Raw genomic sequence first — 24,766 nt, forward strand, 5'->3', positions numbered from 1 at the left:
GGAACCTGGGGCGCTGCTCCGCATAACTACCGAGGCCGCCGTTGGGGTGTGATTAAGGGGTCGATGCGAGGTTGCGGCTGGCCAGGGACCCCAAAACACTCGAATGGACGCCAGCTTCGACGATCCCGACTACGATTATGCCGCGTCCATTGCCGGACGGGCGATGCGGAGCATGGCCGAGCAGCGGATCGCGCCGACGCCGATCAATTTTGCGGTCTGGTACCAGTATTTCGCAGGCAGCCACGACGATTTGCGCAACGCCATCGATCTCCTGATCGACCACAATCGTCCGTTCGACGCCCGGACCAATCAGAACCTGTTCGAGACCTATGTCGCGCCACAGGTGAGTGCGGCCGTCGTCGACACGTCCGAGCGGCTCAACGCCCTGATGGGAGCGGCGAAGGAGTTTCTGGCGACCGCGATCGCGGACAACCATTCGCAGATGCAGGCGATCAGCGAGGTCGCCGACCAGGGCCAATCCGGCGTCGATCCGAAGGCGCTGGTCGCCCAGCTCATGAATGAGCTCGCCCGCGCGGCCACGCGGGCGACCCATCTGGAGGCGGGCTCCGCCGAAAAGGCCCGCGAGCTCGACGTGATCCGCGCCTCGCTCTCCAAGTCCGAGGAGCGTGCGCGGACCGACACGCTGACGGGCCTCGCCAACCGGCGGGCGCTGGACGAATTCCTGCGCAAGGCGCAAGTCACGGCGGACTGGGGCGAGCCGCTCAGCGTGCTCTTGCTCGACATCGATCACTTCAAGACCTTCAACGACGATTTCGGACATGGCGTCGGCGATCAGGTGCTGCGGCTGATGGCCAGGGTGCTGCGCGAGAAGGTGCGCGCGCAGGATCTGCCGGCCCGCTACGGCGGCGAGGAGCTGATCGCGGTGCTGCCGGACGCCGATCTGGCTACCTGTGCCGGGATCGCCGAGCACATCAGGCGCGCGATCGCCGAATGCACCATCACCCGTCGCTCGACCGGCGAGACCTTGCCCTCTATCAGCGTCTCGATCGGCGTGGCGCAGTATCGTTCCGGTGAAGCCATCGCCGATCTCATCGAGCGCTGCGATCGCGCGCTCTATCTCGCCAAGGGTGGCGGCCGCAATCGCGTGGTGACGGAGATCGAGCTCGATCGGGCGGGGGCTGCGGGTTAGGCGCTCGCCGCCATCATCATGGCGGCCGCGCCGGTCTCGATCGCCTGCACGCCGTGCTCGACGACGCTGTTGCGGCCGCGATGCTTGGCGGCGTAGAGCGCGGCGTCGGCGGCTTCGATGAGATCGCCGGGGCGCAAGGCCTCGTTGGGCCTCGTCGCGGCAACGCCGATCGAGACGGTGACGATCATGTGGGCGGAGGTGATGTGCGGCAGGCACAGCTTCAGCACGGCCGCACGCACCTGCTCGCCGATCTCGACGGCGCGGTTCACGTCCGTGTTCGGCAAGAGCAGGCAGAATTCCTCGCCGCCATAGCGCGCGGCAAAGCCCATCGTGTCGGCGGCGATGCCGGAGAGCGACTCGCCGAGCCGCGTCAGGCAGGAATCGCCTTCGAGATGGCCGTAGGTGTCGTTGAACAGCTTGAAATGGTCGACGTCGATCATCAGCAGCGCGAGGTCGCTGCCATATTGCTGCGCGCGCATCCATTCGAAATCGAGCCGGCTCTGGAAGCCGCGGCGGTTGGCGAGGCCCGACAGCATGTCGATCGAGGCCATCACGGTCAGCCGGTCGTTGCTCGCGATCAGCTCACGCTCGCGCTGGCTGAGTTGCGCGGCCATCGCGTTGAACGCGCGGGCCAGCGGCACGAACTCGGCCGGCAGGCGGTTGCGCGCGGCGCGCGCCGAGAGATCACCCTCGCCGAGACGCTTGGCCATGTCGGCGAGCATCTCGATCGGCTTGATCACGAGTTTCTCGGCGGCGATGAGTGCACCGAGCAGGACGAAGACGACGACGAACCCGAGCTGGAGATAGGCGGTGCGGATGTCGCGATTCACCGCCGCGGACACCTTGTCCTCGTCGATGCTGGCGATCAGGCGGGCATTGGTGCCGGCGATGCGGATGTAGCTGACCGCGCGGCGGGAGCCGTCGGCGGCGAGGAAGGACAGCGAGCCTTCGTCCTGGTCCGACCGCAGCGCCCTGTCGGCGATCGCGGACATCAGCGGCATGTTGTCGAGGGGGCGGCCGACCGTACTGTGCTGGTCGGCGGGGGCGGCCAGCACGGTGCCGGCGCTGTCGACCAGCACGGCGGTGATGCCGGCGCGGCCGCCGAGATTGTTCATGACCTTCGACATCCAGTCGAGGTTGACGGTGGCCAGCACGACGGCATCGGCGACGCCGCTGAACGCCGACACTGGGTAGACCGCCATGACGGTCGGGGACGGCACCGGCCGCGACAGGATGAAATCGCTCAGCACGAAACGGCCGGTTTCCTGCGCCTGCTGGAAGTAGGGCCGGTCACTGAGATCGAGGCCGACATACATGTTGTTGGTGGCGCACTGGATGCGCCCGTCCTGGCCGGCGATCAATAGCGTGCGGATCCAGGGAAGGTTCGAGGGCAGGCTCGCGCGCAGCACGTCGCAGCTCTTGCTGATGCCGCCGGCGGAGGCACGGATGAAGGCTTCCGATTTCAGGATGGTCTCGACCGACGAGATCACCTCGCGCTGCGCATCGGCGCTGTGCCGTGCGACGGTGGTGAATTCGGCCGCGGCCTGCGCGATCTGCCGCGTGCGCGCGTCCTCGAGCGAACGAATGCGCTCGAGCATCAAGGGCGCAACCAGAATGACGGCAAGCAACGCAAGCCGGGCCCGGATTCCGAGAACCTGCTTGAGTTTCGCTCGTTTGCGGTTGAAACTGACGTTTGCCATCTTCGCTGCCCACCCCGCGGGCTAAGGTAAAGCGAAGGGTTCAAAAACTCTTTCTTGAACTCGGTAAAATTGGACTTACCTCCCGTACGATCACGGCCAATCCAACGTCATGACAGAAAAAAGCGCAGCGCCGATAACCGGCGATTCACCAAACGCACTCGCTTCGGTCGAAGCCGAAATTGCACGCGCCTGCAAGGATGCGCGGCGTGATCGCAGCTCCGTTACGCTGATCGCAGTGTCCAAGACTTTCGACGCCAGTGCAATTACGCCGGTTATCGCCGCCGGACAGCGCGTATTCGGCGAGAATCGGGTGCAGGAGGCCAAAGGCAAGTGGCCGGCGTTAACGTCTGTTTACCCAGATATCGCGCTGCACCTGATCGGGCCGCTGCAGTCCAACAAGGCGAAGGAGGCGGTCGCGCTGTTCGACGCCATCCATTCGGTGGACCGTCCGAGCATTTGCCAGGCGTTAGCCAAGGAAATCGAATCCCAGAAAAAGCGCCCCCACCTCTTCGTCCAGATCAACACCGGCGAGGAGCCGCAAAAGGCCGGCGTCGCGCCCGGCGAGGCCGATGCCTTCCTCGCAAGCTGCCGTGACACCTATGGGCTGACGATCTCCGGCCTGATGTGCATCCCGCCGGTCGATGAGCCGCCGGCCGCGCATTTCGCATTGACCGCCAAAATCGCGGAGCGCAACGGCTTGAAGAATCTGTCGATGGGCATGAGCGCCGATTTCGCGACCGCGATCATGCTGGGCGCCACCCACGTGCGGGTGGGCAGCGCGATCTTCGGGCACAGGTGAGAGCCGTAGGCGCTGATGCGTAGCCCGGATGGAGCGTAGCGAAATCCGGGACCGGCGTCGCTTTCAGGCGATAGCGTCCCCGGATTGCGCTTCGCTCCATCCGGGCTACGAGAATCTCACGTGCCACGGGTGACGGCGGTGGTTACACAAACCCCACCGACACCTTCCCGAGCACACCAAAATCCGCCGCGAAATGATCACCGGCCTGGATCGGCAGCGGCGGATGGCACGTGCCTGTCGTCACTACCTCCCCTGCCCGCAAGGTAAGGCCGAGCCCGCGCAGCTCGTTGGCGAGCCAGGCGAGCGCTGCGCGGGGATCGCCGAGCACGTTCCTGCCGTGGCCGATATAGCGCTCGCCGCGCAGCGTGATCTGCGGCCGTTCCTCGACGAGATCCATCGCGCGCCAATCCGCAGACGTCGCCGCGCCCAGCACGAACAGATGCGCGCAGGCATTGTCGGCGATGAGCTGTGCCTCGCCCGCGCCGGCGAAATCGACAAAGCGCGAATCCGGAATCTCGATCGCGGGATGAAAGCTGCCGACGGCGGCCAGAACCTCGTCGACCGCGTACGGCGCCGCGCGCGGTGGCAGATCGCGCCCTATCCGGAAGGCGAATTCCGGCTCGCCGACGCGCATCGCGTTGCCCTTCATCGACGCGGTGCCGCCATCGGCGATGACGGTGTCGCTCATGATGCGCCCGGCCAGCGGTCCCGTGACATTGATGTGCTTCTGCCCTGATACGCTCGTGGCTGCGATCTTCCAGCCGAACAATTGTCCACGCGACAGCGTTTCGAGCCCGGCCTGAACGGCATAGCCCTCCGTGCGGCTCTGCGGCCGCAAGCGAGCCTCGAGTGCGTCGAGCTTGGTGCCGTCGCGCCAATGCTCAAAGAGGACGCGCGATGCGGCGGCGATCTGATCCTTGTCGAGCATGTGCCCTCACCCGATGATGATTCTCGTTCTTGGTCCCAGCCGCCGCAGCAATTGCAGCATCGCCGCCTTGGTCATCGAGACGCAGCCCGCGGTTGGGCCGAAGTTGTCGCGGGCCAGGTGCAGGAACACGGCGCTGCCGCGGCCGGCGATGCGTGGCCTCGTGTTGTGATCGATCTCGATGATGAAGTCATAGAGATGGTCGGCGCGCTTGAGCCGGTCACCGCCCTGCCCCTCGCCGAGCCGGATTCCCTGATTGTAGTGTCGGTCGTTGGGATCCTCGCACCAGGCGTCCTCGCCGGCGATGATCCGCGCCGGCAGGAATGTCTGCGGGCGGCTGTGCCGGTCGCCGCGCCACCACAGGCGTTTGGGACGGAAGCTACCCCTTGGAGTACCGCCGTCGCCCTCGCGCTTGTTGGCGAGAATGCCGCCCCGCCCCAGCGCCACCGGAATGGTCAGCGGCCCGGCCATCAGCCAGCCCCGGCGCGGATTGCCGGCAGCAGGCTTAACGCGGATCGCCGACAGCGGTCCGGAGCTTCGATTTCTGGTGTAAGTCACTGAAGAGACGTTGTTTTTCATGTGAACGTGCAATGTCGAATTCATTACAGGACATTCATCAAGGCGCCCTGCTATTCTGGGTTAGAGTGGTTCTGCCTTGAGAATCGGTAACAGCCCACTACTTCAACACGAACAACAATAATAACGGCGACCCCTAAACTTCCCCTCGCGGCCGGGCGCGGCATGCATGCGCGCCGAGCCGGACTCCAAAAGGATGATACCCCATGGCCAATGCCCGCAAGATCCTGATCGTGGATGACGATACCGATCTGCGCGATACGTTGGTGGAGCAATTATCGCTGCACGAAGAATTTGAAGCCTCCGCCGTCGATACCGGCGCCAAGGGCGCGAGCGCCGCAAAGGCCAATTCCCCCGATCTCGTTCTGATGGATGTCGGCCTGCCCGACACCGATGGCCGCGAAGTTGTCCGCTCGTTGCGCAAGGGCGGCTTCAAGGCGCCGATCATCATGCTGACCGGGCATGACACCGACTCCGATACGATTTTGGGCCTGGAATCCGGCGCCAACGACTACGTGGCAAAACCGTTCCGCTTCGCCGTGCTGCTGGCCCGCATCCGCGCCCAGCTTCGCCAGCATGAGGCCAGCGAGGACGCGGTGTTCTCGGTCGGCCCCTACTCCTTCCGCCCAGGCTCGAAGATGCTGACCGCGGCCAATGCCCGCAAGGTGCGGCTCACCGAGAAGGAAACGGCGATCCTCCGCTTTCTCTACCGCGCCGGCCAGATGCCGGTGTCGCGCGAGACCCTGCTCCAGGAGGTCTGGGGCTACAATTCCGGCGTCACCACGCACACGCTGGAAACCCACATCTACCGCCTCCGCCAGAAGATCGAGAAGGACGCCGCCAACCCGGAGATCCTGGTCACGGAAGCCGGTGGCTACAAGCTGGTGCCGTGATACGCTTCAGGGGCGCGCGAATCGTTTTAGATGGCGTGCCTTTGAGCCTCGGACCTGAATGTCAATCGACGACGACGTAGCGCTTCTCGAGCGTGTCCCGACATTGCGCCTGTTGGGAGACGCCTCGTTGCGCATGCTGGCGATCGGTTCCGAGCAGCGTGACTTCGTCCGCGGCGACGTCCTGTTCAATCTCGGCGACGACGCCGATGCCGGCTACGTGGTCCAGCGCGGCGCCTTCCGGGTCGAGGACGGCGCCGGCGCCGAGATGATCGCCGGTCCCGGCGCGCTGATCGGCGAGCTCGCGCTGGTGGTGCCGATGAAGCGGCCGTCGAGCGCGATTGCGCTGGAGCATTCCTCCGTCATTCGCGTTGCGCGCAGCCTGTTCCAGCGCGTGCTCGAAAGCGATCCCGCCGCCGCCGTGCGCCTGCGCGACGAATTCGCGGTCCGCTCCAGCCAGATCGCCAGCGATATCCTGATGGCGGGCGCGAAGCTGACGAGCTGAGATATTGACGCTTCGTAGCCCGGATGGAGCGAAGCGCAATCCGGGATTCCCGCCTGCGGAAAGACTGTCCCGGATTTCGCTGCGCTTCATCCGGGCTACGGGGCCTCAAACCTCCAGCGTCACCGTGACAGGCACATGGTCCGACGGACGCTCCCAGCTCCGCGCATCGCGCAGAATCTTGAAATCGCTGACCGCATCCTTCAGCGCGCGCGAGACCCAGATGTGATCGAGCCGGCGGCCGCGGTCGCCGACGGTCCAGTCGGCGGAGCGGTAGCTCCACCACGTATACACCTTCTCCGACATCGGAATGCGCTCGCGCGCGACGTCGACCCATTCGCCGGCGGCGAGCGCGGCCTTCAGCTTCTCGGTTTCGACAGGCGTGTGCGAGACGACCTTCAGAAGCTGCTTGTGCGACCACACGTCGTTCTCGTGCGGGGCGACGTTGAGATCGCCGACCAGGACATGGCGATCCTCGCCGCGCGGATGCAGCGGCTCGCACGCCGTCATCTCGTCGAGGAAGCGGAGCTTGTGATCGAATTTCTCGTTCAGCGCGGGATCGGGAATGTCGCCGCCCGCAGGCACGTAGAAATTATGCAGCACCATCGGCTTTGCGATGCCGGCCTTCTCGCCGAACGACACCGAGATATGCCGCGAATCCATCTTGTCGCAGAAGGTGCGGATGTCCTTCGACTCGAACGGGATCTTCGAGACGATGGCGACGCCGTGATAGCCCTTCTGCCCGTTCAGCGCGACATGCTCGTAACCGAGCCGCTTGAAGCGCTTCAGCGGAAAAGCGTCGTCGATGCACTTGGTTTCCTGCAGGCACAGCACTTCCGGCCGCGCGCTCTTGAGGAATTTCGCGACCAGGTCGATGCGCAGCCGCACCGAGTTGATGTTCCAGGTTGTCAGGGAAAGACGCATGGGGAATGCGTCTTAGCATGGATTGGCGCGGGGAAAATGCTTGTCCACAGCGAGCTCTCGTAGGGTGGGCAAAGCGGAGCGGGCCCACGTTGTCTGCCACGAGGACGAGATGGTGGGCACGGCGCAAGTACGCCTTTGCCCACCCTACGGCAGCGGAGCGTTCGGCTAACCCACCCTACGCACCGTCAACCCGGCGACGGGCCGTAGTTCGTGAAATCAATCTTGAACATGCCCGGATCGAGCTTCTTGCTCGTGTCCAGATTATAAACCGCGAAGGTGGTGTCGTAGCCTTGCGGATCGGTGACGGTCCACTGCTTGAGCTGGCCGTCCTTGGCGCCGAGCATCAGCAGGAGGCGGCTGGTGCCGACCAGCGCCTGCTTCTCCTCGATGGTGACGCTGATGAAGAGGTCGTCGGCAGTGACACTTATGACGTTGGTGTCCTTCATCAGGTCGATGCGGTCGGACAAGAGGAAGCGCAGCGGCGTCTGCGACAGCGGATAGACGTCCTGCGTCGCGAGCTTGCGGTCGCGCACCACCAGCGACGATCCATCGGCGACGATGTCGATCGGGCTCGGCGCGTCATATTCGACGCGCATCTTGCCGGGCTTCTGGATGTAGAAATCGCCCTGCGTCTTGCTGCCGTCGGGGCCGACCTGGACGAAATTCCCGACCAGCGTCTGCAGCGAGGACAGATAGGCGCTGACCTTGGCGGCCTGCGCCTTCTGGTTAGCATCGAAGGTCTGGAAGATGCTGCTCGGCACGTTGCGACGCGGATCCGGGATAACAGGATTCGGCGGCGCCTGCGTCGCGCCGGTGACAGCCGGCCCCCCGGCGGAGTTACCACCATCACGGCCCTTCGGCGCGGGCTTCGGCACCGGCACGGTCTGCGCAAAGGACGACGCAGTCACCATCGCGGCGGTGACGAGAAGCACGCCCGCTACCCGCGCGCTACGCGCAGCGATGGTGGCAGCGAATCGAATGTCCTTATGTCTGATCAACGCGTCGTCCTGTGTGGCTGGGCGCCTTTTTAGCGTGATTTCGGGCAAAAGCAGATAACGATTTCGCGTGAAATAATGATTTGAGGCCCCCCGCCTCACATATGGCTGTCTTCTTCCTCGACCAGAATCTCGCGCTTTCCGGCGTGGTTGGCGGGACCGACGATGCCTTCCAGTTCCATCCGCTCCATCAGCGATGCGGCGCGGTTATAGCCGATTTGCAGGCGGCGCTGGATGTAGCTGGTCGAGGCCTTGCGGTCGCGTTTGACGATCGCAACCGCCTGCGCGAACAAATCGCCGCCGCCATCGGCGCCCATGCCGGTGGCGTCGAACACCGCGCCGTCCTCGTCCTCGGTCGGCTCTTCGGCCGTAACCGCTTCGAGGTATTCCGGCTGGCCCTGCGTCTTGAGGTGACGCACGACCTTCTCGACTTCCTCGTCGGAAGCGAACGGGCCGTGCACGCGGCTGATGCGGCCGCCGCCCGCCATGTAGAGCATGTCGCCCTGGCCGAGCAGTTGCTCGGCGCCCATCTCGCCGAGGATGGTGCGGCTGTCGATCTTGGACGTGACCTGGAAGGCGATGCGGGTCGGGAAGTTCGCCTTGATGGTACCGGTGATGACGTCCACCGACGGACGCTGCGTCGCCAGGATCACATGCAGGCCGGCGGCGCGCGCCATCTGCGCCAGGCGCTGCACCGCGCCTTCGATGTCCTTGCCGGCGACCATCATCAGGTCGGCCATTTCGTCGACGATGATGACGATATAGGGCAACGGATCGAGCGAGAGCTTTTCTTCCTCGTAGATCGCCTTGCCGGTCTCCTTGTCGAAGCCGGTGTGCACTGTGCGCGTCGGCTCCTCGCCCTTGGCCTTCAATTCGAGCAGGCGCGTGTTGTAGCCGTCGATGTTGCGCACACCGAGCTTGGCCATGTTCTTGTAGCGCTCTTCCATCTCGCGCACGGCCCATTTCAGCGCGACCACCGCCTTCTTGGGGTCGGTCACGACGGGCGTGAGCAGATGGGGGATGCCGTCATAGACGGAGAGTTCGAGCATCTTCGGATCGACCATGATCAGGCGGCACTGATCGGGGCGCAGCCGGTAGACCAGGCTGAGGATCATGGTGTTGATGGCGACCGACTTGCCGGAGCCGGTGGTACCGGCGATCAGCATGTGCGGCGTGCGCGCGAGGTCGATGATGACGGGGTCGCCGCCGATGGTCTTGCCGAGGCAGAGCGGCAGTTTTGCAACCGTGTCGGTCGCTTCCTTCGCGATCAGCAGCTCGCGCAGATAGACCTTTTCGCGATGCGCGTTCGGCAGCTCGATGCCGATGGCGTTGCGGCCGGGCACGACGGCGACGCGCGCCGACAGTGCGCTCATCGAGCGCGCGATGTCGTCGGCAAGGCCGATCACGCGCGACGATTTGATGCCGGGCGCCGGCTCCAATTCGTACAGCGTGACCACGGGGCCCGGATTGGCCTTCACGATCTCGCCACGCACGCCGAAATCCTGCAGCACACCTTCGAGCGAGCGCGAATTGGCTTCCAGCTCGGCCTTGCTGAGCGGCTGGCGATCGCCGGCCTTGGGCGCGGCCAGCACGGAGACGGACGGAAGCTCGAACTTGTCGGATTTCTTGGAAGCGGCTTTCGGCGCGGCTTTCTTCTTCGGGGCGCGCGCGGCGGGCTCCTCCTCTTCCTCCTCCTCGTCTTCCGCTTCTTCCTCGTGCTCGTCCTCGTAATCCTCGTCCTCGGACTGCGGCGAGATCGACGGCGCGGCGCGGCCGCCGCCGAGATTCGGCTCCTGGCGGCTGAAGCTGACGGCCTTGGTCTTGGGTCCGCTCGAGACTAGCGAGCGATAGGCCGCGCCAAGCAGCCAGATCAGCCTTGCCTTCGTGCTCATCACAGCATGGAACAGCCAGCCCAGCGACACCGAGCCGCGATCGCTCCCCTCGTCCTCGTCGAGCGGCTTGTCGTCATCCTCGATCTCGGCAAGCTCTTCGTCGTGCTCGCGTGCGCCGAGACCGCAGGCGATCAGGAAGGTCGCGGTCATCGCGGCGAACAGGATCGTGCCGAGGATCATGCGATAGATCGTGCCGGGCGGTCCGAAGATCACCGCGGGCGCGCGCACCAGGGCATCGCCGACCACGCCGCCGAGTCCGGTCGGCAGCGGCCAGGCGCCGCCATGCGGCCAGCAGCTGACGAAGCCGGCCGCGATGACCGTGCAGAGGACCCAGGAGCCGAGCCGCAGCGCCTCGCGGTCGAACGGGCGATGCGTCATCATGCGCCAGCCCCAGACCGCGACGGTCAGGACCAGCATGATCGCGCCGAGCCCGAGGATCTGCATCGCGAGGTCGGCGCCGATGGCGCCGGCATAGCCGAGGATGTTGCGGATCGGCCGCGAGGTCGCGTGGCTGAGGCTGGGATCCTGCACCGACCAGGTCATCAGCGCCGCCGAGGCGACGCCCGACAGCGCGATAAGGCCGAGGCCGGTGAGCTCGCGGATGCGCCGCGTCAGCCCCTCGCGGATCGAGGGCGGCAGATGGCCGACGAGTGGAATGACACGTTCGATTGCCGACATGCTCACGGGCCCCGCCTAACCCAGAGTCTCGACCAGACGGTGCAGCGCCTGCGCCGTCGTTTCGCCATCCTGCACCAGCGCGAGGCGGATGTAGCCTGCGCCGGGATTGAATCCGTCAGGCTGCTGTCGCGCCAGAAAGCTGCCGGGCACCACGCGCACGCCGGCTTCCTTGAACAGCTTCAGCGTCACCGACACATCGTCGCCGATCTCGGAGGTGTTGAGCCAGACGCAAAAGCCGCCATCGGGCCGGCGGTAGCCGTAGCGATTGCCGATGATCTGGTCGGCGAGATCGAACTTGATCCGGTACAGCCTGCGGTTCTCCTCGACATGCGCCTCGTCGCCATAGGCGACGGTCGCGACATGCTGGAGCGGCACCGGCACCTGGGGCGCCGCGATGTTGCGCAGCTCGAGGAACATGCCGATGAGCCTCTTGTCGCCGGCGGCGAAGCCGACGCGCAGGCCCGGCAGGTTGGAGCGCTTCGACAGCGACTGGAACGCGACCACGCGGGTGAAATCGGGGCCGGCGCATTCCAGCGCGCTGCCCGGGGCCTCGCGGGTGTAGATCTCCGAATAGCACTCGTCGCTGAGGATCACGAAGCCGTAGCGATCGGCGAGCTGCTTCAAGCGCTTGAAATAGTCGGGCTTGGCGACCGAGCCCTGCGGATTGGCGGGCGAGGCCAGATAGAACGCCACCGTGCGCGCCAGCGTCGCCTCGTCGATCGCGTCGAGATCGGGCAGGAAGCCGTTCTCGACTGTGGTCGGCAGATGGACCGGCTCGCAGGCGGCCGCGAGGGCGCCGGCGCCATAGACCGGATAGAACGGGTTCGGCATCAGGATCGCGGGCTTGCCCGGACGCGGGCCGACATAGCGGGCGGCTGCGATCGCGGCGAGGAACAGCCCCTCGCGACTGCCATTGAGGACGAGAATCTCGCTCTTGGGGTCGAGCTGCCGTGGCAGCTTGAAGCGCGACGACAACCAGGCGCTCGCAGAGTTCCGGAACGGCTCGGTGCCCTGGTTCATCGGGTAGCGGCCGAAATCGGCGATGTGCTTGGCCAGGACCGGGCCGACGAAGTCTGGCACGGGATGCTGGGGCTCGCCGACCGCGAGCGAAATCAAGGGCTTGCCGGGCTGATGCGGGGCCAAAAGCTCGTTCAGCCGGACGAAGGGCGAGCGTGCGGAATCGGAGCCATTACCGCCCTGCGGCGCACGGGATGAAGCGGTCAGAGCCATTCGTTGGGCGCCAGTACTCTTGGAACGGCCGGTCGCACCAAGGCGCCGGCGGGAAGCGGTTCAGTTCACCATAGATAGGGCGAGGTTAAGACGCGATTAACCATCGGCCGCCGCTCCCGTCCAGAGCGGGAAAAATGGGGCCGGATAACAACGGGATGCATGGCGGGGTCGTCACCTCTCCCGCTTGCGTGAAAGGTCGACGCGAAGCGTCGGGTGAGGGTTCTCTCCTCTTGGGGGTTCTCGCCCGCGCAGATACCCCCACCCCAGCCCTCCCCCGCAAGCGGGAGAGGGAGCGCACCGTCACCCTGGCTCGATTCAAACTTCAGTGCCCCGGCAGCTTCTCGAATGTCTTCATGCCCGCGGGGATCGCGTGGAACTCCTGCATGTCGCAGGTGTAGATCGCCATCTGCGGCTTGAATTTTTCCGGTTCGTCCAGCGTGCCGACCTTCAGGATCGCGGCGGGCAGGCCCGGAACCTTGGTCACCAGATGCGTGCCGCATTCGGCGCAGAACTCGCGCGTCACGGCGCGTTCGAGGTCCTTGCGCGTGAATTGCTTCGGCTGTCCGGTGACGTAGCTGAAGCCGGCCGCCGGCATCGCGATGAAGGTGTTGGGCGCACCGCCCGAGATGTACTGGCACTCGCGGCAATGACACTGCGCCTGCATCATCGGGTCGCCCTCGGCTTGATAGCGCACTTCGCCGCAATAGCATCCGCCTTCCAAACGCATGACGACCTCCCGATTGTTTTTCGTTGTGGTCGGTATTTCTGCGCCGGCAATCTGGAATGGCAATCTTTTTCTTCGGCACCTGGTCAAAAAGAAAATCTACAAAAAGAAAGGGGCTCCAACTTGCGCTGGAGCCCCTCAACGGTCGGGGCATTGCCGGGTATGTGCCCAAACCGTAGTTGTGGACGCGGTCCCCGAGGAGACCGCGCCCAGGAGGAGAGGTTACATGTTGTAGGCGCGCTCGGTGTGCTCGGTGATGTCGAGGCCTTCACGCTCGCTCTCGACATTGGCGCGGAGGCCAACGATCACATCGACGACCTTGTAGAGGATCGCCGAACCGACGCCCGACCACACCAGCGTGGTGCCGACGGCCTTGAGCTGGGAGATCATCTGCGCCGCGAAGTCGTAGTCGGCAACCTTCGGCGGGATCGCGGTGTAGTCGATGATGCCGGCGCCGCCGAGGGCGGGGTTGACGAGAATGCCGGTGCCGATGGCGCCGACGATGCCGCCGATGCAGTGCACGCCGAACACATCGAGGCTGTCATCGTAGCCGATCGCGTTCTTCACGACGGTGCAGAAGAACAGGCAGACCACACCGACCACGAGGCCGAGGACGATCGCACCCATGACACCGGAGAAGCCGGCGGCAGGCGTGACGGCCACGAGACCCGCGACAGCGCCGGAGATGACGCCGAGCACCGACGGATGACCCTTCACGATCCACTCCGCGAACATCCACGACAGCGCGGCGGCTGCGGTGGCGACGAAGGAGTTGGTCATGGCGAGGGCAGCGCCGCCATTGGCCTCGAGGTTGGAGCCGGCGTTGAAGCCGAACCAGCCGACCCAGAGCAGCGAGGCGCCGATCATCGACATGGTCAGCGAGTGCGGGGCCATCAGCTCCTTGCCGTAACCGACGCGCTTGCCGATCAGGAGGGCGCCGACGAGACCTGCGATGCCGGCGTTGATGTGCACCACGGTGCCGCCTGCGAAGTCGATCGCGCCCGCCTTGAAGATCCAGCCGGCGTCGGCGTTGATCTCGTCGAGCTTGGCCTGCGCCGCGGTCTTGGCCGCCGCATCACCCGCCGCAGCCAGAGCCTTGGCAGCGTCCTGGATCGCGTCCGGGCCCGGCCAGTACCAGACCATGTGCGCGATCGGGAAGTAGATCAGCGTGACCCAGAGCGGGATGAAGAGAGCGATCGCCGAGAACTTCATGCGCTCGGCGAAGGCGCCGACGATGAGGGCGGGCGTGATCGCCGCGAAGGTCATCTGGAAGCACATGTAGATGAGCTCCGAGATGTTGGCGTCGACCGAGAAGGTCGCGGCCTTCGAGTCGGTGGTGACGCCCATCATGAAGGCCTTGGAGAAGCCGCCGATGAAGTCGGAACCGCCGGTGAAGGCGAGGCTGTAGCCGTACACGGCCCAGATCACGGTGACGACGCAGACGGTGTAGAACACCTGCATCAGAACGGAGAGCATGTTCTTGGAGCGGACGAGGCCGCCATAGAACAGCGCGAGGCCGGGGATCGTCATCAACAGCACGAGCACTGTCGATGTCAGCATCCAGGCGTTGTCTCCCTTGTTGACCGTTGGCTCGGCGTAGGCTGCGGTCGCAGCGAACAGGCCGACTGCGAGAGCCGCCAATCCCGCGCCATAGGGACGCTTGAACGTCATATTATTTACTCCTGATTGGATAAGGTTGATCGCGAAATCAAAGGGCCGCGGCATCGGCCTCGCCGGTGCGGATGCGAACCGCATGGTCGAGATTGATGACGAAGATCTTGCCGTCGCCGATCTGTCCGGTTTTCGCAGCGGACGTGATGGCGTCGATGGTCTTGTCGACCTGGTCGGAGGCGACAGCGACCTCGATCTTGATCTTGGGCAGGAAGCTCACGGCATATTCGGCGCCGCGATAGATTTCCGTATGGCCCTTCTGGCGGCCATACCCCTTGACTTCCGTCACCGTGAGACCGTGAACGCCGATGGCGGTCAGGGCGTCACGGACTTCTTCCAGCTTGAATGGCTTGATAATCGCCATAACAATTTTCATGGGTCCTATCCCCGCTTGGGCCCGGTCCGGACGTGGCCGGGCGTTTCTCGACTGGTTCGCCACGAGGGAGAAGTTTCACTACGCGGGCACAGCCGGACCCCTAGAATCAAATGCCGTGCCAGATCTGGCGGGTTGCCTAACGGACTATGAAAACGGGTGTTTTCGTGCCTGGCGCGTATTGCGGTGCAGTGCGCTATTACGTCGCGCTCAAAACGTGGTCATATCTGATCAAAAAGCAGGCATGACAGGCTGCCGACACAATTGCTGCTCACGCGTCGGGCAGCAAGAAGGTATTTAATTACAGAAGAGGCCTGATAAGGGGGCCCACCGCCCCGCGAAATATCGAATCGGCCCTCGGCGTGCTCACGGGATGCGCGCAACCGGCCTGGACCGTCAGGCGGCCTCGCGCTGCGCAAAGACCCGGTCAATCAATCCCCATTCGACCCCTTGCTGCGCGGTCATGAAGTGGTCGCGGTCCAGGGTGCGTTCCACCTCCGCCTCGGTGCGCCCGCAATGCTGCGCATAGAGCCGGATGATGCGCCGCTTGGTCTCCTGCATTTCGTTGGCATGGATCAGGATGTCGGACGCCTGGCCCTGGAAGCCGCCGAGCGGCTGATGCACGTGAAGGCTCGCATTGGGCAGCGCGGCGCGGTGACCTGGCTCGCCGGCCATCAGCAGGAACGAGCCCATCGAGCGCGCGGTGCCCATGCACAGCGTATGAACCGGCGCCTTGATGAACTGCATGGTGTCGTACATGGCGAGACCGGAGGTGACCACGCCGCCATAGGAGTTGATGTAGAGATTGATCGGTCTGTTCGGATTCTCCGCTTCCAGGAACAACAATTGCGCGCAGACGAGGCCCGACATCGCATCATTGACCTCGCCGTTGAGGAAGATGATGCGCTCGCGCAGGAGCCGCGAATAGATGTCGAAGGATCGCTCGCCGCGGGCGGATTGTTCGACAACCATAGGGACGAGCTGAAGCATGTCGCGCATTGGCGACCTCCATGTTTGCAGGTGATGAAGTCTGTTTGGTGCTCTTACTTGAGCATGATCTTCTCGGAAAACCGCTTCACACTTTGCGCTGCGCGGCCCTTCGGGTCCGGATCATGCTCTAGGCCGCCGCGCGCATCATGCAGCGATTGCTGTTGGCCGGCTGCGGCAGTTTCGCGAGGTCGTCGCAGGCTTGCTGGATGATGCGAAAGCGCGTGCCGCCGTCCTCGTTCGGCTCGATCCGGAAGATCACGTGGCTTTCGCGAAACGGCGGTTCGGAATCGCGAAGCCGGTAGCGCACCTCTTCGCCCGCGATCGACGATTCCGGCTCGGTCCCGGCAAGGTCGCAATCCGGTAGCCAGCGTTCGCGCAGCGCCGGAATGGTGACGGCGCGCCAGACCTTTGCCGGCGGCGCGTCGAATTCATATTCGAGCACCAGTTCTGCGTCGGAGGGATCAGGTTTCGCTGCGTCGCTCATTGATCCAGATCCTTATTGATCCATGTCCTTGAGGAGATCGGAGAGTGCTTCCATGCGCTTCGGCCAATAGGCGCGGTAACGCGCAAGCCATGCCCCGATGGCCACGATTCCGTCCGGGTCGACTTCGTAATTCACAAAGCGGCCCTGCCGCTGTTCGCGCACGAGGCCTGCCGCGCGCAGCACCGAAAGATGCTGCGACATCGCCGGCTGGCTGATCTCCAAACCGTCGCGCAAAGCGCTGGCATTCAGGCTTCCGCCCGCGAGCTTTTCAAAGACCTTTCGGCGCGTCGGGTCGGCCAGTGCCTTGAAGATGTTGGCTTCGATCATGCCGACACATAAGCATTTACTTATGTGTTGCGCAAGCCTCGATTATTGAAGGGCTTCGCCGTGCTGCGAAATATCCAGTCCCTCGAGCTCGTGCTCACGGGATACGCGCAAGGGCACGAACAGGCCGACCAGCTTGAGCAGCACGAAACTCACGCCCGCGGCCCAGACGAAGGTGACGGTGACCCCGTAGAGCTGGATCAGGAGCTGCTGCGGATGGCCCTCGATCAGGCCGGCGGTGCCGCCGATCGCGCTGGTCGCGAACACGCCGGCCAGCAGGGTGCCGGTCAGGCCGCCGATGCCGTGGACGCCGAACACGTCGAGGGAGTCGTCGTAGTTGAAGCGGTGTTTCAGCCAGGTGCAGGCCCAGTAGCAGACCGCACCGGCGATGATGCCGATCACGATGCCATGCCACGGTGCGACGAAGCCCGAGGCGGGCGTGATGGTGCCGAGACCGGCGACCGCGCCGGAGATCATGCCGAGCACGGAGGGCTTGCGCCGGGTCGACCATTCGATCGCGCCCCAGGTCAGCGCACCGGAACAGGCTGCAAGATGTGTCGCGATGATCGCCATCACCGCGCGCGAATTGGCCGCGCCCGCCGAGCCGCCGTTGAAGCCGAACCAGCCGACCCACAACAGGCCGGTGCCCATCACCGCGAGCGAGAGATCGAACGGCGAGAGATTTTCTGTGCCGTAGCCGTGACGGCGTCCCATCACCTTGGCGGCGACGAGGCCGGCGGTGCCGGCCGACAGATGCACCACGAGGCCGCCGGCGAAATCCATCACGCCCATGCTGGCGAGGAAGCCGCCGCCCCAGACCCAATGCGCCAGCGGAATGTAGACGAAGATGAACCAGGCGACGGAGAACAACAGATAGGCGGAGAACCGCATGCGGTCGGCGACGGAGCCCGCGACCAGCGCCACCGTGATGATCGCAAACGTCATCTGGTACAGCATGAACAATGCTTCCGGGATCGTCTTCGCCGCCGGGTTGACGCTGTCGAGCGTCATGCCGGCGAGGAACCAGCGGTCGAGCGTGCCGATCCACGGCCCGTCGCCGACGAAGCAGAGTGAATAGCCGAACGCGACCCAGAGAATCGAGATGATCGTCACCGCGGCGAGGCTCTGCGCCATGGTGGCCAGCACGTTCTTCTTGCGCACCATGCCGGAATAGAACAGCGCCAGACCCGGGATCGTCATCATCAGCACCAGCGCGGTGGCGACGATCATCCAGGCGGTGTCGGCGGTGTTGATCTCGGAGGCGGCGTGCGCCGGCGAAGCCATGATCGACGCAAGCCCGATCGGCGCAGCCACAGCAGCCGCGCGGCGCAACAATCCCGCCATGTCGTTTCCCCCAGCATAGAAATTACGTCGCACGCTGTGGCGTCGTTGCCCGGTGCGATCGAAACTTTCGTGTTTAATTCAGAGCGCGTCGCTGTCGGTCTCGCCGGTGCGGATGCGCAGCGCGTGGTCGATCGGCGTGACGAAGATCTTGCCGTCGCCGATCTGGCCGGTGCGGGCCGTCGCGGTGATCACGGCCACCGCCTTGTCGGCGACGTCGGAGGCGACCGCGATCTCGATGCGCAGCTTCGGCAGGAAGTTCACGACATATTCGGCGCCGCGATAGATCTCGGTATGGCCCTTCTGGCGGCCATAGCCCTTCACCTCGGTCACGGTCATGCCGTGGACGCCGATCGCCGTCAGGGCCTGGCGGACCTCATCGAGCTTGAAGGGTTTGATGATCGCGACGACGAGTTTCATGGTCAGGCCTATTCCCCGGGATGCGCCGCGCCGTATGTCCCCGGCGCCGCGTCAATCTGGCATCTTTTCGGGCAAATGGCATAAAAATGTTGCAGATTGAAGCGGAAAAACGTTTGGCCAAGGGCGGTCATGTGAATGGCCGCCTCTGTACAGGGCAGCTGTTCATCCTTCACAATGCATTTTTGGCATGGATGCGGTGAACCGAAGCGGTGAACCTAAGCGCCTTGGCCGGTACATAAGTATGTTCGAGGGGGACGTTTCATGGCGAGCTGGTTCTACGCATCCGAGGGCAAGCAGCAGGGGCCCTTTCCGGAAGGACAATTCCGCGATCTGATCGCCCAAGGCGTCGTCCGCCCGGATACGCTGGTGTGGACCGAGGGCATGGCCGGCTGGCAGAAGGCCGTCGAAATTCCCGGCCTGGTCGGCGGCGGCGGACCTCCGATGGTTCCGGCCGGCGGCCCCCCGATGATGGGCGGCGGTGGTTACGGCGGCGCGGCCGCCGGATCGTTGACGGCTGATTTCAGCCCGTTCGGTCTGCTCGGCCGCAGCATCGTGTTCGTGATCGGCATCCTGCTGGTGATCCCCGCACCCTGGGTCACCGTCTGGTTCTACAAATACATCACGTCGCACATCCAGGTGCCGGGCCGCCCGAATTTCGGTTTCGCGGGCCAGCCGATGGACATCTGGTGGGCGTTGATGCTCAACGCGCTCCTGACCTACGCCGGCGCGACCGGCATCTCGTTCGCGCCGCTGCTGGCCGTGATCGCCAATGCGTTCCTCGCCTGGGTGATCCTGCGCTGGATCATCGCCAACCTCACCTCGAACGGCGAGCGTCTGCCGCTCTCCTTCCAGGGCAGCGCGATCGGCTATGTCGGCTGGTACCTGCTGATGATGATCTCGACCATCACAATCATCGGCTGGGCCTGGGTGATTGCGTTCTGGATGCGCTGGAATTGCCGCAACATCGAGGGCACGCGGCGCGAGGTCGTCTTCAACGGCAGCGGCTGGCAGGTTCTGTGGCGATCGGTGGTGTTCTCGCTGGCGTGCAGCTTCATCATCCCGATTCCGTGGATGCTGCGCTGGTACGGCCGCTGGTTCGTGTCGCAATTCGCACTGGTCGATCGCGGAGCGGCCGCTCGCGCCTATTGAGCGCTACCTCCGCTCGCGCACGGAGCCTTCCTGCGCGACGGAGGCGACCAGCGTGCCATCGGGCTTGAAGATCGAGCCGCGGGTCAGGCCGCGTCCTGATTGCGCGCTCGGCGAATCCTGGGCGTAGAGCAGCCATTCGTCGGCGCGGAACGGGCGGTGAAACCACATCGCGTGATCGAGGCTCGCCGGCATCATGCGCTTGTCGAACAGCGTGCGGCCGTAGCGCGCCATGATCGCATCCAGCAGCGAGAAGTCCGAGGCATAGGCGAGCGCGCACATGTGCAGCGCCGGGTCGTCAGGCAGCTTTGCCGCGGTCCTGATCCAGACGTGGATGCGGCCGTCGTCGATCTTCTGGCCGAAATAGCGGCCGAGCTCGACCGGGCGCAGCTCGATCGGGCGGTCGGATTCGTAATAGCGGCGGATGAACTCCGGCATCTCGCGGAACATCGGCTGTTTCGCAACTTCCTCCGCCGTGAGCTTTTCCGGCGGCGGCACGTCGGGCATCTTGTCCTGATGATCGAACGCGGTTTCCTCGTCGGCGTGGAACGACACCATGATCGAGAAGATCGCGTTGCCGTGCTGGATCGCGGTGACGCGCCGCGTCGAATAGCTCTTGCCGTCGCGCAGGCGCTCGACCTGGTAGATGATCGGGATCTGCGGATCGCCCGGCAGGATGAAATAGCAATGCAGCGAATGCGGCAGCCGGCCCTCGACGGTGCGGCAGGCCGCCACCATCGCCTGTCCGATCACCTGGCCGCCGAACACCCGCTGCCAGCTCGTCTTCGGGCTGTTGCCGCGGAACAGGTTCACCTCGAGCTGCTCGAGGTCGAGGATCGAGATCAGGTCGATCAGGCTTTTGGACATGGAATGCTCTCGAAAACACCCGTCATTCCGGGGCATCGCGTCAGCGATGAACCCGGAATCCCGAGCTGATAACCTCTGGATTCCGGGTTCGCGCTGGGGCGCGCCCCGGAATGACGGAATGGGGCCGTTCCGCCCTTGTTTCACCGCACTGTTTCGCCCAGCTCAAGTCTGCTAGCAAGTCCGAGAATTGACCGGGAAGCTTGGTATGTCGGTACAGGGAAGCATTGTCATTGGCGGCGGCGCGTTTGCCGGCCTCGCGCTGGCGCTGGCGTTGCGCCAGGGGCTCGGGCCGGAGATTGACGTCATCGTCGCCGATCCCGCGCTCAGCACGCGGCCGAGCCGGGACCCACGCGCCACCGCGATCGTCGCCGCCTGCCGCCGCCTGTTCGAGGCGATCGGCGCCTGGGACGACGTCAGGGGCGAGGCGCAGCCGATCCTCGACATGGTCGTCACGGATTCCAAGCTGGAGGACGCCACGCGTCCCGCGTTCCTGAATTTCGCCGGCGACGTCGCGCCGGGCGAGCCCTTTGCCCACATGGTCGAGAACCGCCGCCTGATCGATGCGCTGGTGGTGCGTGCCGACGCCGAGGGCATCGATCTTCGCGCCACCACGGTTGCGTCCTACGATGCGCGCACCGAGGGCATCGACGTGACGCTTGGCGATGGCAGCGTGATCGCGGCGAGCCTTTTGGTCGCCGCCGACGGCGCGCGGTCGAAGCTGCGCGAGCGTGCCGGCATCGTCACCCATGGCTGGGAGTATGACCAGTCCGGCATCGTCGTCACCGTCGGCCACGAGCGCGATCACGAGGGCCGCGCCGAGGAGCACTTCCTGCCCGCGGGCCCCTTCGCGATCCTGCCGCTCACCGGAAAACGCTCGTCGCTGGTATGGACCGAGCGCCGGGCCGAGGCCGCGCGTATCATTGCGCTCAGTGACGAGGATTTTCACAGCGAGCTCGAGCAGCGCTTCGGCCTGCATCTCGGCGAGGTGAAGGCGCTCGACAAGCCGCGCGCGTTTCCGCTGTCCTATTTCGTCGCGCGCTCCTTCATCGCCGAGCGCCTCGCGCTGGTCGGCGATTCAGCCCACGTCATCCACCCCATCGCGGGCCAGGGCCTCAACATGGGGCTGAAGGATGTTGCCGCGCTGGCCGAGGTCGTCGTCGATGCCGCGCGGCTCGGCATGGATCTCGGCGGCGCCGACGTGCTCGAGCGCTACCAGCGCTGGCGCCGCTTCGACACCATGGCGATGGGCGTTGCCACCAACTCGCTGAACTTCCTGTTCTCCAACCAGTCGACCCTGCTGCGCACGGTGCGCGACATCGGCCTCGGCCTCGTCGACCGCGCCCCGCCGCTGAAGAACCTCTTCATCCGCCAGGCCGCCGGCCTCACCGGCGAGGTGCCGCGGCTGTTGAAGGGCGAGGCGTTGTAGGAAATTTCGTCGCTCTAAACTCGGGTCGTCGTCCCGGACAAGCGCGCTTCAAGCGCGCGCAGATCCGGGACCCATATGCCGCAGCAATAGTTTTGCGAAGACCCGGAGTGACCAGCTCGCACAATAACGCAATTTGGTGGTTATGGGTCCTGGCTCCCCGCGCGCAGCGCTAGGCCAGGACGACACCGGGTGTATTGCGCGGTCGTCGCGCAAAACGACCAGACCTCGTAGCCCGGATGGAGCGAAGCGCAATCCGGGGCCGCTGTGTCAGCACAAAGATCCCGGATTTCGCTACGCTCCAGCCGGGCTACGAAAACGTCAATCGATCTTGCGCGCCTCTTCCGGCAGCATGATCGGGATGCCGTCGCGGATCGGATAGGCGAGCTTGGCGCTGCGCGAGATCAGCTCCTGCTTTGCAGAATCGAACTCCAGCGGGCCCTTGGTCAGCGGGCAGACCAGAATCTCCAGCAGTTTCGGATCGACACTGGCTTCGGGGCGTTCGGTAGGCGCGTTCATCATTGTCTCCGGCGGTCGGTTGCCTCTAGCACAGAAATCCGCCCCCGCCCATCGCGTCAGTCACGCGGAGACCATTTGCAGAAGCTCGTCCAGCAGGGCCTCGAGCCGCGCCGCCGGCACCGGCGCCCCGGACAGGGCAAAGCCGAGAAACGCCCAATAGAGGATCTGCGCGCGGGCCTGCGCCGCCACCGGGGCAAGCCCGCGCATCACCAGCAGCTGCTCGATGTAGTCGAGCCTGCGGCGGTCGATCGCGCGCACGGCTCCTTGCGCGCCCGCATCGAACGCCGCCCAGTTGCGCACTGCGCGCTCGAGGTCGAGCCGCGCGCCGAACGACCGGCGCAGCAGCGCCTTCAGCGGCTCGTCGCCGGCCGCCTCGACGTCGGCGATGATCTGTTCCGCCGCGATCTCGCGCCAGCGCTTCAGCACCGCGGCGTGGAATGCGCCGAGATCGGCAAAATGCCAATAGAAGCTGCCGCGCGAAACACCCATGGCCCTGGCGAGGGGATCGGCCTTCAACGCGGTGAAGCCGTGTCTGGCGAGCGTCTTCAGGCCCTGGCTGGTCCAGTCCTCGGCGGAGAGCTGTTCGATCATATCAGTTCCCGGGATCAGACCATACACTAGTGTATTGACAGGTCGCGGACCAGCGCTTATCTCACCATACACAGATGTATGGACGAACCTTCGGGAGCCATGACGATGCGTGATCTCTTGCTCCAGTGCGCCGGTGTGCTGACCATCGTCGTGGCCCTGATCCACGGCTACCTCGGCGAGGCCAAGGTGTTCGTCCACGCCCGCATCGAGCCGGAACGGCTGCGCACCCTGATCCGCCTGGTCTGGCAGGCTTCGACCGTCGCCTGGATCGGCGGTGGCGTGCTCCTCATCGCGACGCCCTGGATGGGCTCGGAGCCGGCGCGCCACTGGATCGTCGCGACCATGGCCTTTGTGTTCGGCTTCTCCGCTCTCGCCAATGCGTGGGCGACGCGCGGCCGGCACTTCGGCTGGATGATGCTCAGCGCGGTCGTCGTGCTGGCGGTTGCGGGCTACTAGCTGCGCGTGAGGCGTAAGGCCGCAGAGGCGCGCCAAATCTGCACTGCGCACGGAGAGCACTCAGCTTTTGGCGGATGTTAGAACTTATCTAAAGCGATCCATGCCCGAACCCGATTGACTTCACCTCCCCCTTTGCTTCCTTCGGTCCCGCTCGCGGCTCCGCGCAGCGACCACGACAGAGGAGGAGAAGTTCGTGAAGGTCATTCGTGTTGTTGCCATTGCACTGACGGTCGGGATTGGCGCGGGATCGACCGCCATGGCCGACGGTTTCAAGGACTGCACCAAGCTCGACAAGGCGTCGTGGAAGCCGGCCAGCGAAGCTGAAGCCAAGGCCAAGGCGCTGGGCTACGAAGTGCGTCGCTCCAAGATCGAAGGCTCGTGCTACGAGGTGTACGGCGTCAAGGAAGGCAAGCTCTACGAGCTGTTCTACAGCCCGGAAGATCTCAGCCTGAAGCACACGATTGCCAAGTAAGGCTGCCAAGTAAGGCTGCCAAGCAAACTTGCCAAGTAAACTTGCCAGTTGAACTGCGCGAGATCGTCCGCGCAGAGTGAGGCTTGAGGGTGGTCCCAGCTTGATCGAAGAAGCGGTGCCAGAAGCGCGCGGGGCGTCCGACAGGACCCCCGCGGATCGAAGCGCTTCGCGGACGGTCGCAGTCTGGGATCTGCCGCTGCGCCTCTGGCACTGGGCTTTCGCGGCCAGCATCCTCGCCGCGTGGTTCACGCCCACCGTCTATGACCGGGTCCATCGCATCGTCGGCTACACGGTGCTTGGGCTTCTCGCCTTCCGTCTGGTCTGGGGTTTTTGGGGCAGTCGCTACTCGCGCTTCCGCATGGTCGGCGTAAGGCTGCGTGCCGCGCCGCGCTATCTCTGGAACCTGCGCCGCGGCATCACCGGCCGCTATATCGGGCTCAATCCCGCCGGCACGTTGATGCTGGTGGCGCTGTTGCTGGCGGTCGCCGTCTCGGCGATCACGGGCGCGATGTCGGTGACCGTGACCTTCTTCGGCCTCTGGTGGGTCGAGGACACCCACCACTATTCATCGGACGCGGTCATCGTGCTGGTCGTGCTGCACGTCGTGGGCGTGCTGCTGATGGGACTGCTTCAGCGCGAGAACCTGATCCGCGCGATGATCACCGGCCGCAAGCGCATCCGGCATTATCCCTAAGCGGAACCGG

The 24,766-nt window shown here is 64.8% G+C and carries 27 protein-coding genes; 9 read left to right on the forward strand and 18 right to left on the reverse strand.

From position 1 onward, the window contains the following. Window positions 1-103 precede the first annotated feature (103 nt). On the forward strand, window positions 104-1,150 hold the full coding sequence (locus tag QA649_RS01035) for a GGDEF domain-containing protein (RefSeq protein ID WP_283022581.1): 1,047 nt from the start codon (window positions 104-106) through the stop codon (window positions 1,148-1,150). On the opposite strand, the gene QA649_RS01040 is transcribed toward QA649_RS01035, so the two are convergent. Further along, window positions 1,147-2,850: a diguanylate cyclase gene (locus QA649_RS01040; RefSeq protein WP_283022582.1), complete on the reverse strand. Its 1,704-nt coding sequence runs from the start codon at window positions 2,848-2,850 to the stop codon at window positions 1,147-1,149. The two genes, QA649_RS01035 and QA649_RS01040, sit on opposite strands and share 4 nt — an antisense overlap. A 109-nt stretch (window positions 2,851-2,959) precedes the next feature. On the opposite strand from QA649_RS01040, the gene QA649_RS01045 reads away from it, so the two are divergent. Continuing rightward, a complete protein-coding gene (locus QA649_RS01045) occupies window positions 2,960-3,649 on the forward strand; it encodes a YggS family pyridoxal phosphate-dependent enzyme (RefSeq protein ID WP_283022583.1) in 690 nt (229 codons plus the stop codon). A gap of 142 nt (window positions 3,650-3,791) precedes the next feature. Here the strand turns inward: QA649_RS01045 and QA649_RS01050 are convergent, their stop codons facing one another. Next, entirely contained in the window at window positions 3,792-4,577 is a 786-nt protein-coding gene (locus QA649_RS01050; protein ID WP_283022584.1) for a fumarylacetoacetate hydrolase family protein, read from the reverse strand. A 6-nt stretch (window positions 4,578-4,583) separates the two neighbouring features. Then, window positions 4,584-5,153 (reverse strand): L,D-transpeptidase family protein, encoded by a 570-nt coding sequence (locus tag QA649_RS01055; RefSeq protein ID WP_283022585.1) that lies wholly within the window; start codon window positions 5,151-5,153, stop codon window positions 4,584-4,586. A gap of 203 nt (window positions 5,154-5,356) precedes the next feature. Here QA649_RS01055 and QA649_RS01060 point away from each other — a divergent pair, with 203 nt between their 5' ends. Beyond that, a complete protein-coding gene (locus QA649_RS01060) occupies window positions 5,357-6,043 on the forward strand; it encodes a response regulator (RefSeq protein WP_008142830.1) in 687 nt (228 codons plus the stop codon). A gap of 58 nt (window positions 6,044-6,101) precedes the next feature. Continuing rightward, on the forward strand, window positions 6,102-6,545 hold the full coding sequence (locus QA649_RS01065) for a cyclic nucleotide-binding domain-containing protein (RefSeq protein WP_035703221.1): 444 nt from the start codon (window positions 6,102-6,104) through the stop codon (window positions 6,543-6,545). A gap of 105 nt (window positions 6,546-6,650) precedes the next feature. Here the strand turns inward: QA649_RS01065 and QA649_RS01070 are convergent, their stop codons facing one another. The 12 genes from QA649_RS01070 to QA649_RS01125 form a co-directional block, all read right to left on the reverse strand. Next, window positions 6,651-7,466 carry an exodeoxyribonuclease III gene (locus tag QA649_RS01070; protein ID WP_283022586.1) on the reverse strand — a complete coding sequence of 272 codons (816 nt, stop codon included), beginning with the start codon at window positions 7,464-7,466 and terminating at the stop codon, window positions 6,651-6,653. Window positions 7,467-7,651: 185 nt separating this feature from the next. Continuing rightward, window positions 7,652-8,377 carry an outer membrane lipoprotein carrier protein LolA gene (locus tag QA649_RS01075; protein WP_349254092.1) on the reverse strand — a complete coding sequence of 242 codons (726 nt, stop codon included), beginning with the start codon at window positions 8,375-8,377 and terminating at the stop codon, window positions 7,652-7,654. A 182-nt stretch (window positions 8,378-8,559) separates the two neighbouring features. Beyond that, a complete protein-coding gene (locus QA649_RS01080; RefSeq protein WP_283022588.1) occupies window positions 8,560-11,037 on the reverse strand; it encodes a DNA translocase FtsK in 2,478 nt (825 codons plus the stop codon). Between the two features lie 9 nt (window positions 11,038-11,046). Further along, complete coding sequence (locus QA649_RS01085; protein ID WP_283022589.1) at window positions 11,047-12,261, reverse strand: aminotransferase class I/II-fold pyridoxal phosphate-dependent enzyme; 1,215 nt, start codon at window positions 12,259-12,261, stop codon at window positions 11,047-11,049. Between the two features lie 322 nt (window positions 12,262-12,583). After that, the gene (locus QA649_RS01090) at window positions 12,584-12,988 is read right to left on the reverse strand and encodes a GFA family protein (protein ID WP_283022590.1); all 405 of its coding nucleotides are present in this window, start codon (window positions 12,986-12,988) and stop codon (window positions 12,584-12,586) included. A gap of 219 nt (window positions 12,989-13,207) precedes the next feature. After that, window positions 13,208-14,656 (reverse strand): ammonium transporter, encoded by a 1,449-nt coding sequence (locus QA649_RS01095; protein ID WP_026312461.1) that lies wholly within the window; start codon window positions 14,654-14,656, stop codon window positions 13,208-13,210. Window positions 14,657-14,693: 37 nt separating this feature from the next. Next, complete coding sequence (locus tag QA649_RS01100; protein ID WP_008142813.1) at window positions 14,694-15,032, reverse strand: P-II family nitrogen regulator; 339 nt, start codon at window positions 15,030-15,032, stop codon at window positions 14,694-14,696. 393 nt (window positions 15,033-15,425) lie between these two features. Next, complete coding sequence (locus QA649_RS01105; protein WP_283022591.1) at window positions 15,426-16,028, reverse strand: ATP-dependent Clp protease proteolytic subunit; 603 nt, start codon at window positions 16,026-16,028, stop codon at window positions 15,426-15,428. Window positions 16,029-16,146: 118 nt separating this feature from the next. Continuing rightward, on the reverse strand, window positions 16,147-16,503 hold the full coding sequence (locus QA649_RS01110; protein ID WP_283022592.1) for a hypothetical protein: 357 nt from the start codon (window positions 16,501-16,503) through the stop codon (window positions 16,147-16,149). 12 nt (window positions 16,504-16,515) lie between these two features. Further along, window positions 16,516-16,830, reverse strand: a complete 315-nt coding sequence (locus QA649_RS01115) for a metalloregulator ArsR/SmtB family transcription factor (protein ID WP_283022593.1) — start codon at window positions 16,828-16,830, stop codon at window positions 16,516-16,518. Between the two features lie 42 nt (window positions 16,831-16,872). Next, window positions 16,873-18,171 (reverse strand): ammonium transporter, encoded by a 1,299-nt coding sequence (locus QA649_RS01120; protein WP_283022594.1) that lies wholly within the window; start codon window positions 18,169-18,171, stop codon window positions 16,873-16,875. 78 nt (window positions 18,172-18,249) lie between these two features. Next, on the reverse strand, window positions 18,250-18,588 hold the full coding sequence (locus QA649_RS01125; RefSeq protein WP_008142802.1) for a P-II family nitrogen regulator: 339 nt from the start codon (window positions 18,586-18,588) through the stop codon (window positions 18,250-18,252). Between the two features lie 261 nt (window positions 18,589-18,849). On the opposite strand from QA649_RS01125, the gene QA649_RS01130 reads away from it, so the two are divergent. Beyond that, on the forward strand, window positions 18,850-19,737 hold the full coding sequence (locus tag QA649_RS01130; RefSeq protein WP_283022595.1) for a DUF4339 domain-containing protein: 888 nt from the start codon (window positions 18,850-18,852) through the stop codon (window positions 19,735-19,737). Window positions 19,738-19,740: 3 nt separating this feature from the next. On the opposite strand, the gene tesB is transcribed toward QA649_RS01130, so the two are convergent. Beyond that, window positions 19,741-20,601, reverse strand: a complete 861-nt coding sequence (tesB, locus tag QA649_RS01135) for an acyl-CoA thioesterase II (RefSeq protein ID WP_283022596.1) — start codon at window positions 20,599-20,601, stop codon at window positions 19,741-19,743. Between the two features lie 205 nt (window positions 20,602-20,806). On the opposite strand from tesB, the gene QA649_RS01140 reads away from it, so the two are divergent. After that, window positions 20,807-22,027, forward strand: coding sequence for a ubiquinone biosynthesis hydroxylase (locus QA649_RS01140; protein WP_283022597.1), 1,221 nt, complete (start codon window positions 20,807-20,809; stop codon window positions 22,025-22,027). A gap of 318 nt (window positions 22,028-22,345) precedes the next feature. Here QA649_RS01140 and QA649_RS01145 read toward each other — a convergent pair whose 3' ends face one another. Together QA649_RS01145 and QA649_RS01150 are read right to left on the reverse strand one after the other, a co-directional pair. Beyond that, entirely contained in the window at window positions 22,346-22,543 is a 198-nt protein-coding gene (locus QA649_RS01145; protein ID WP_007598651.1) for a Trm112 family protein, read from the reverse strand. A 60-nt stretch (window positions 22,544-22,603) separates the two neighbouring features. Beyond that, window positions 22,604-23,134: a TetR/AcrR family transcriptional regulator gene (locus tag QA649_RS01150; protein WP_283022598.1), complete on the reverse strand. Its 531-nt coding sequence runs from the start codon at window positions 23,132-23,134 to the stop codon at window positions 22,604-22,606. Between the two features lie 105 nt (window positions 23,135-23,239). Here QA649_RS01150 and QA649_RS01155 point away from each other — a divergent pair, with 105 nt between their 5' ends. From QA649_RS01155 to QA649_RS01165, 3 genes are all read left to right on the forward strand, one after another. Continuing rightward, window positions 23,240-23,590: a hypothetical protein gene (locus QA649_RS01155; RefSeq protein ID WP_283022599.1), complete on the forward strand. Its 351-nt coding sequence runs from the start codon at window positions 23,240-23,242 to the stop codon at window positions 23,588-23,590. A gap of 193 nt (window positions 23,591-23,783) precedes the next feature. After that, window positions 23,784-24,062 (forward strand): PepSY domain-containing protein, encoded by a 279-nt coding sequence (locus QA649_RS01160; protein WP_018648269.1) that lies wholly within the window; start codon window positions 23,784-23,786, stop codon window positions 24,060-24,062. A 100-nt stretch (window positions 24,063-24,162) separates the two neighbouring features. Then, window positions 24,163-24,756, forward strand: coding sequence for a cytochrome b/b6 domain-containing protein (locus QA649_RS01165; protein ID WP_283022600.1), 594 nt, complete (start codon window positions 24,163-24,165; stop codon window positions 24,754-24,756). Window positions 24,757-24,766: the final 10 nt, after the last annotated feature.

The sequence above is a fragment of the Bradyrhizobium sp. CB1717 genome (genome assembly GCF_029714325.1).
Taxonomy (GTDB): Bacteria; Pseudomonadota; Alphaproteobacteria; order Rhizobiales; family Xanthobacteraceae; genus Bradyrhizobium.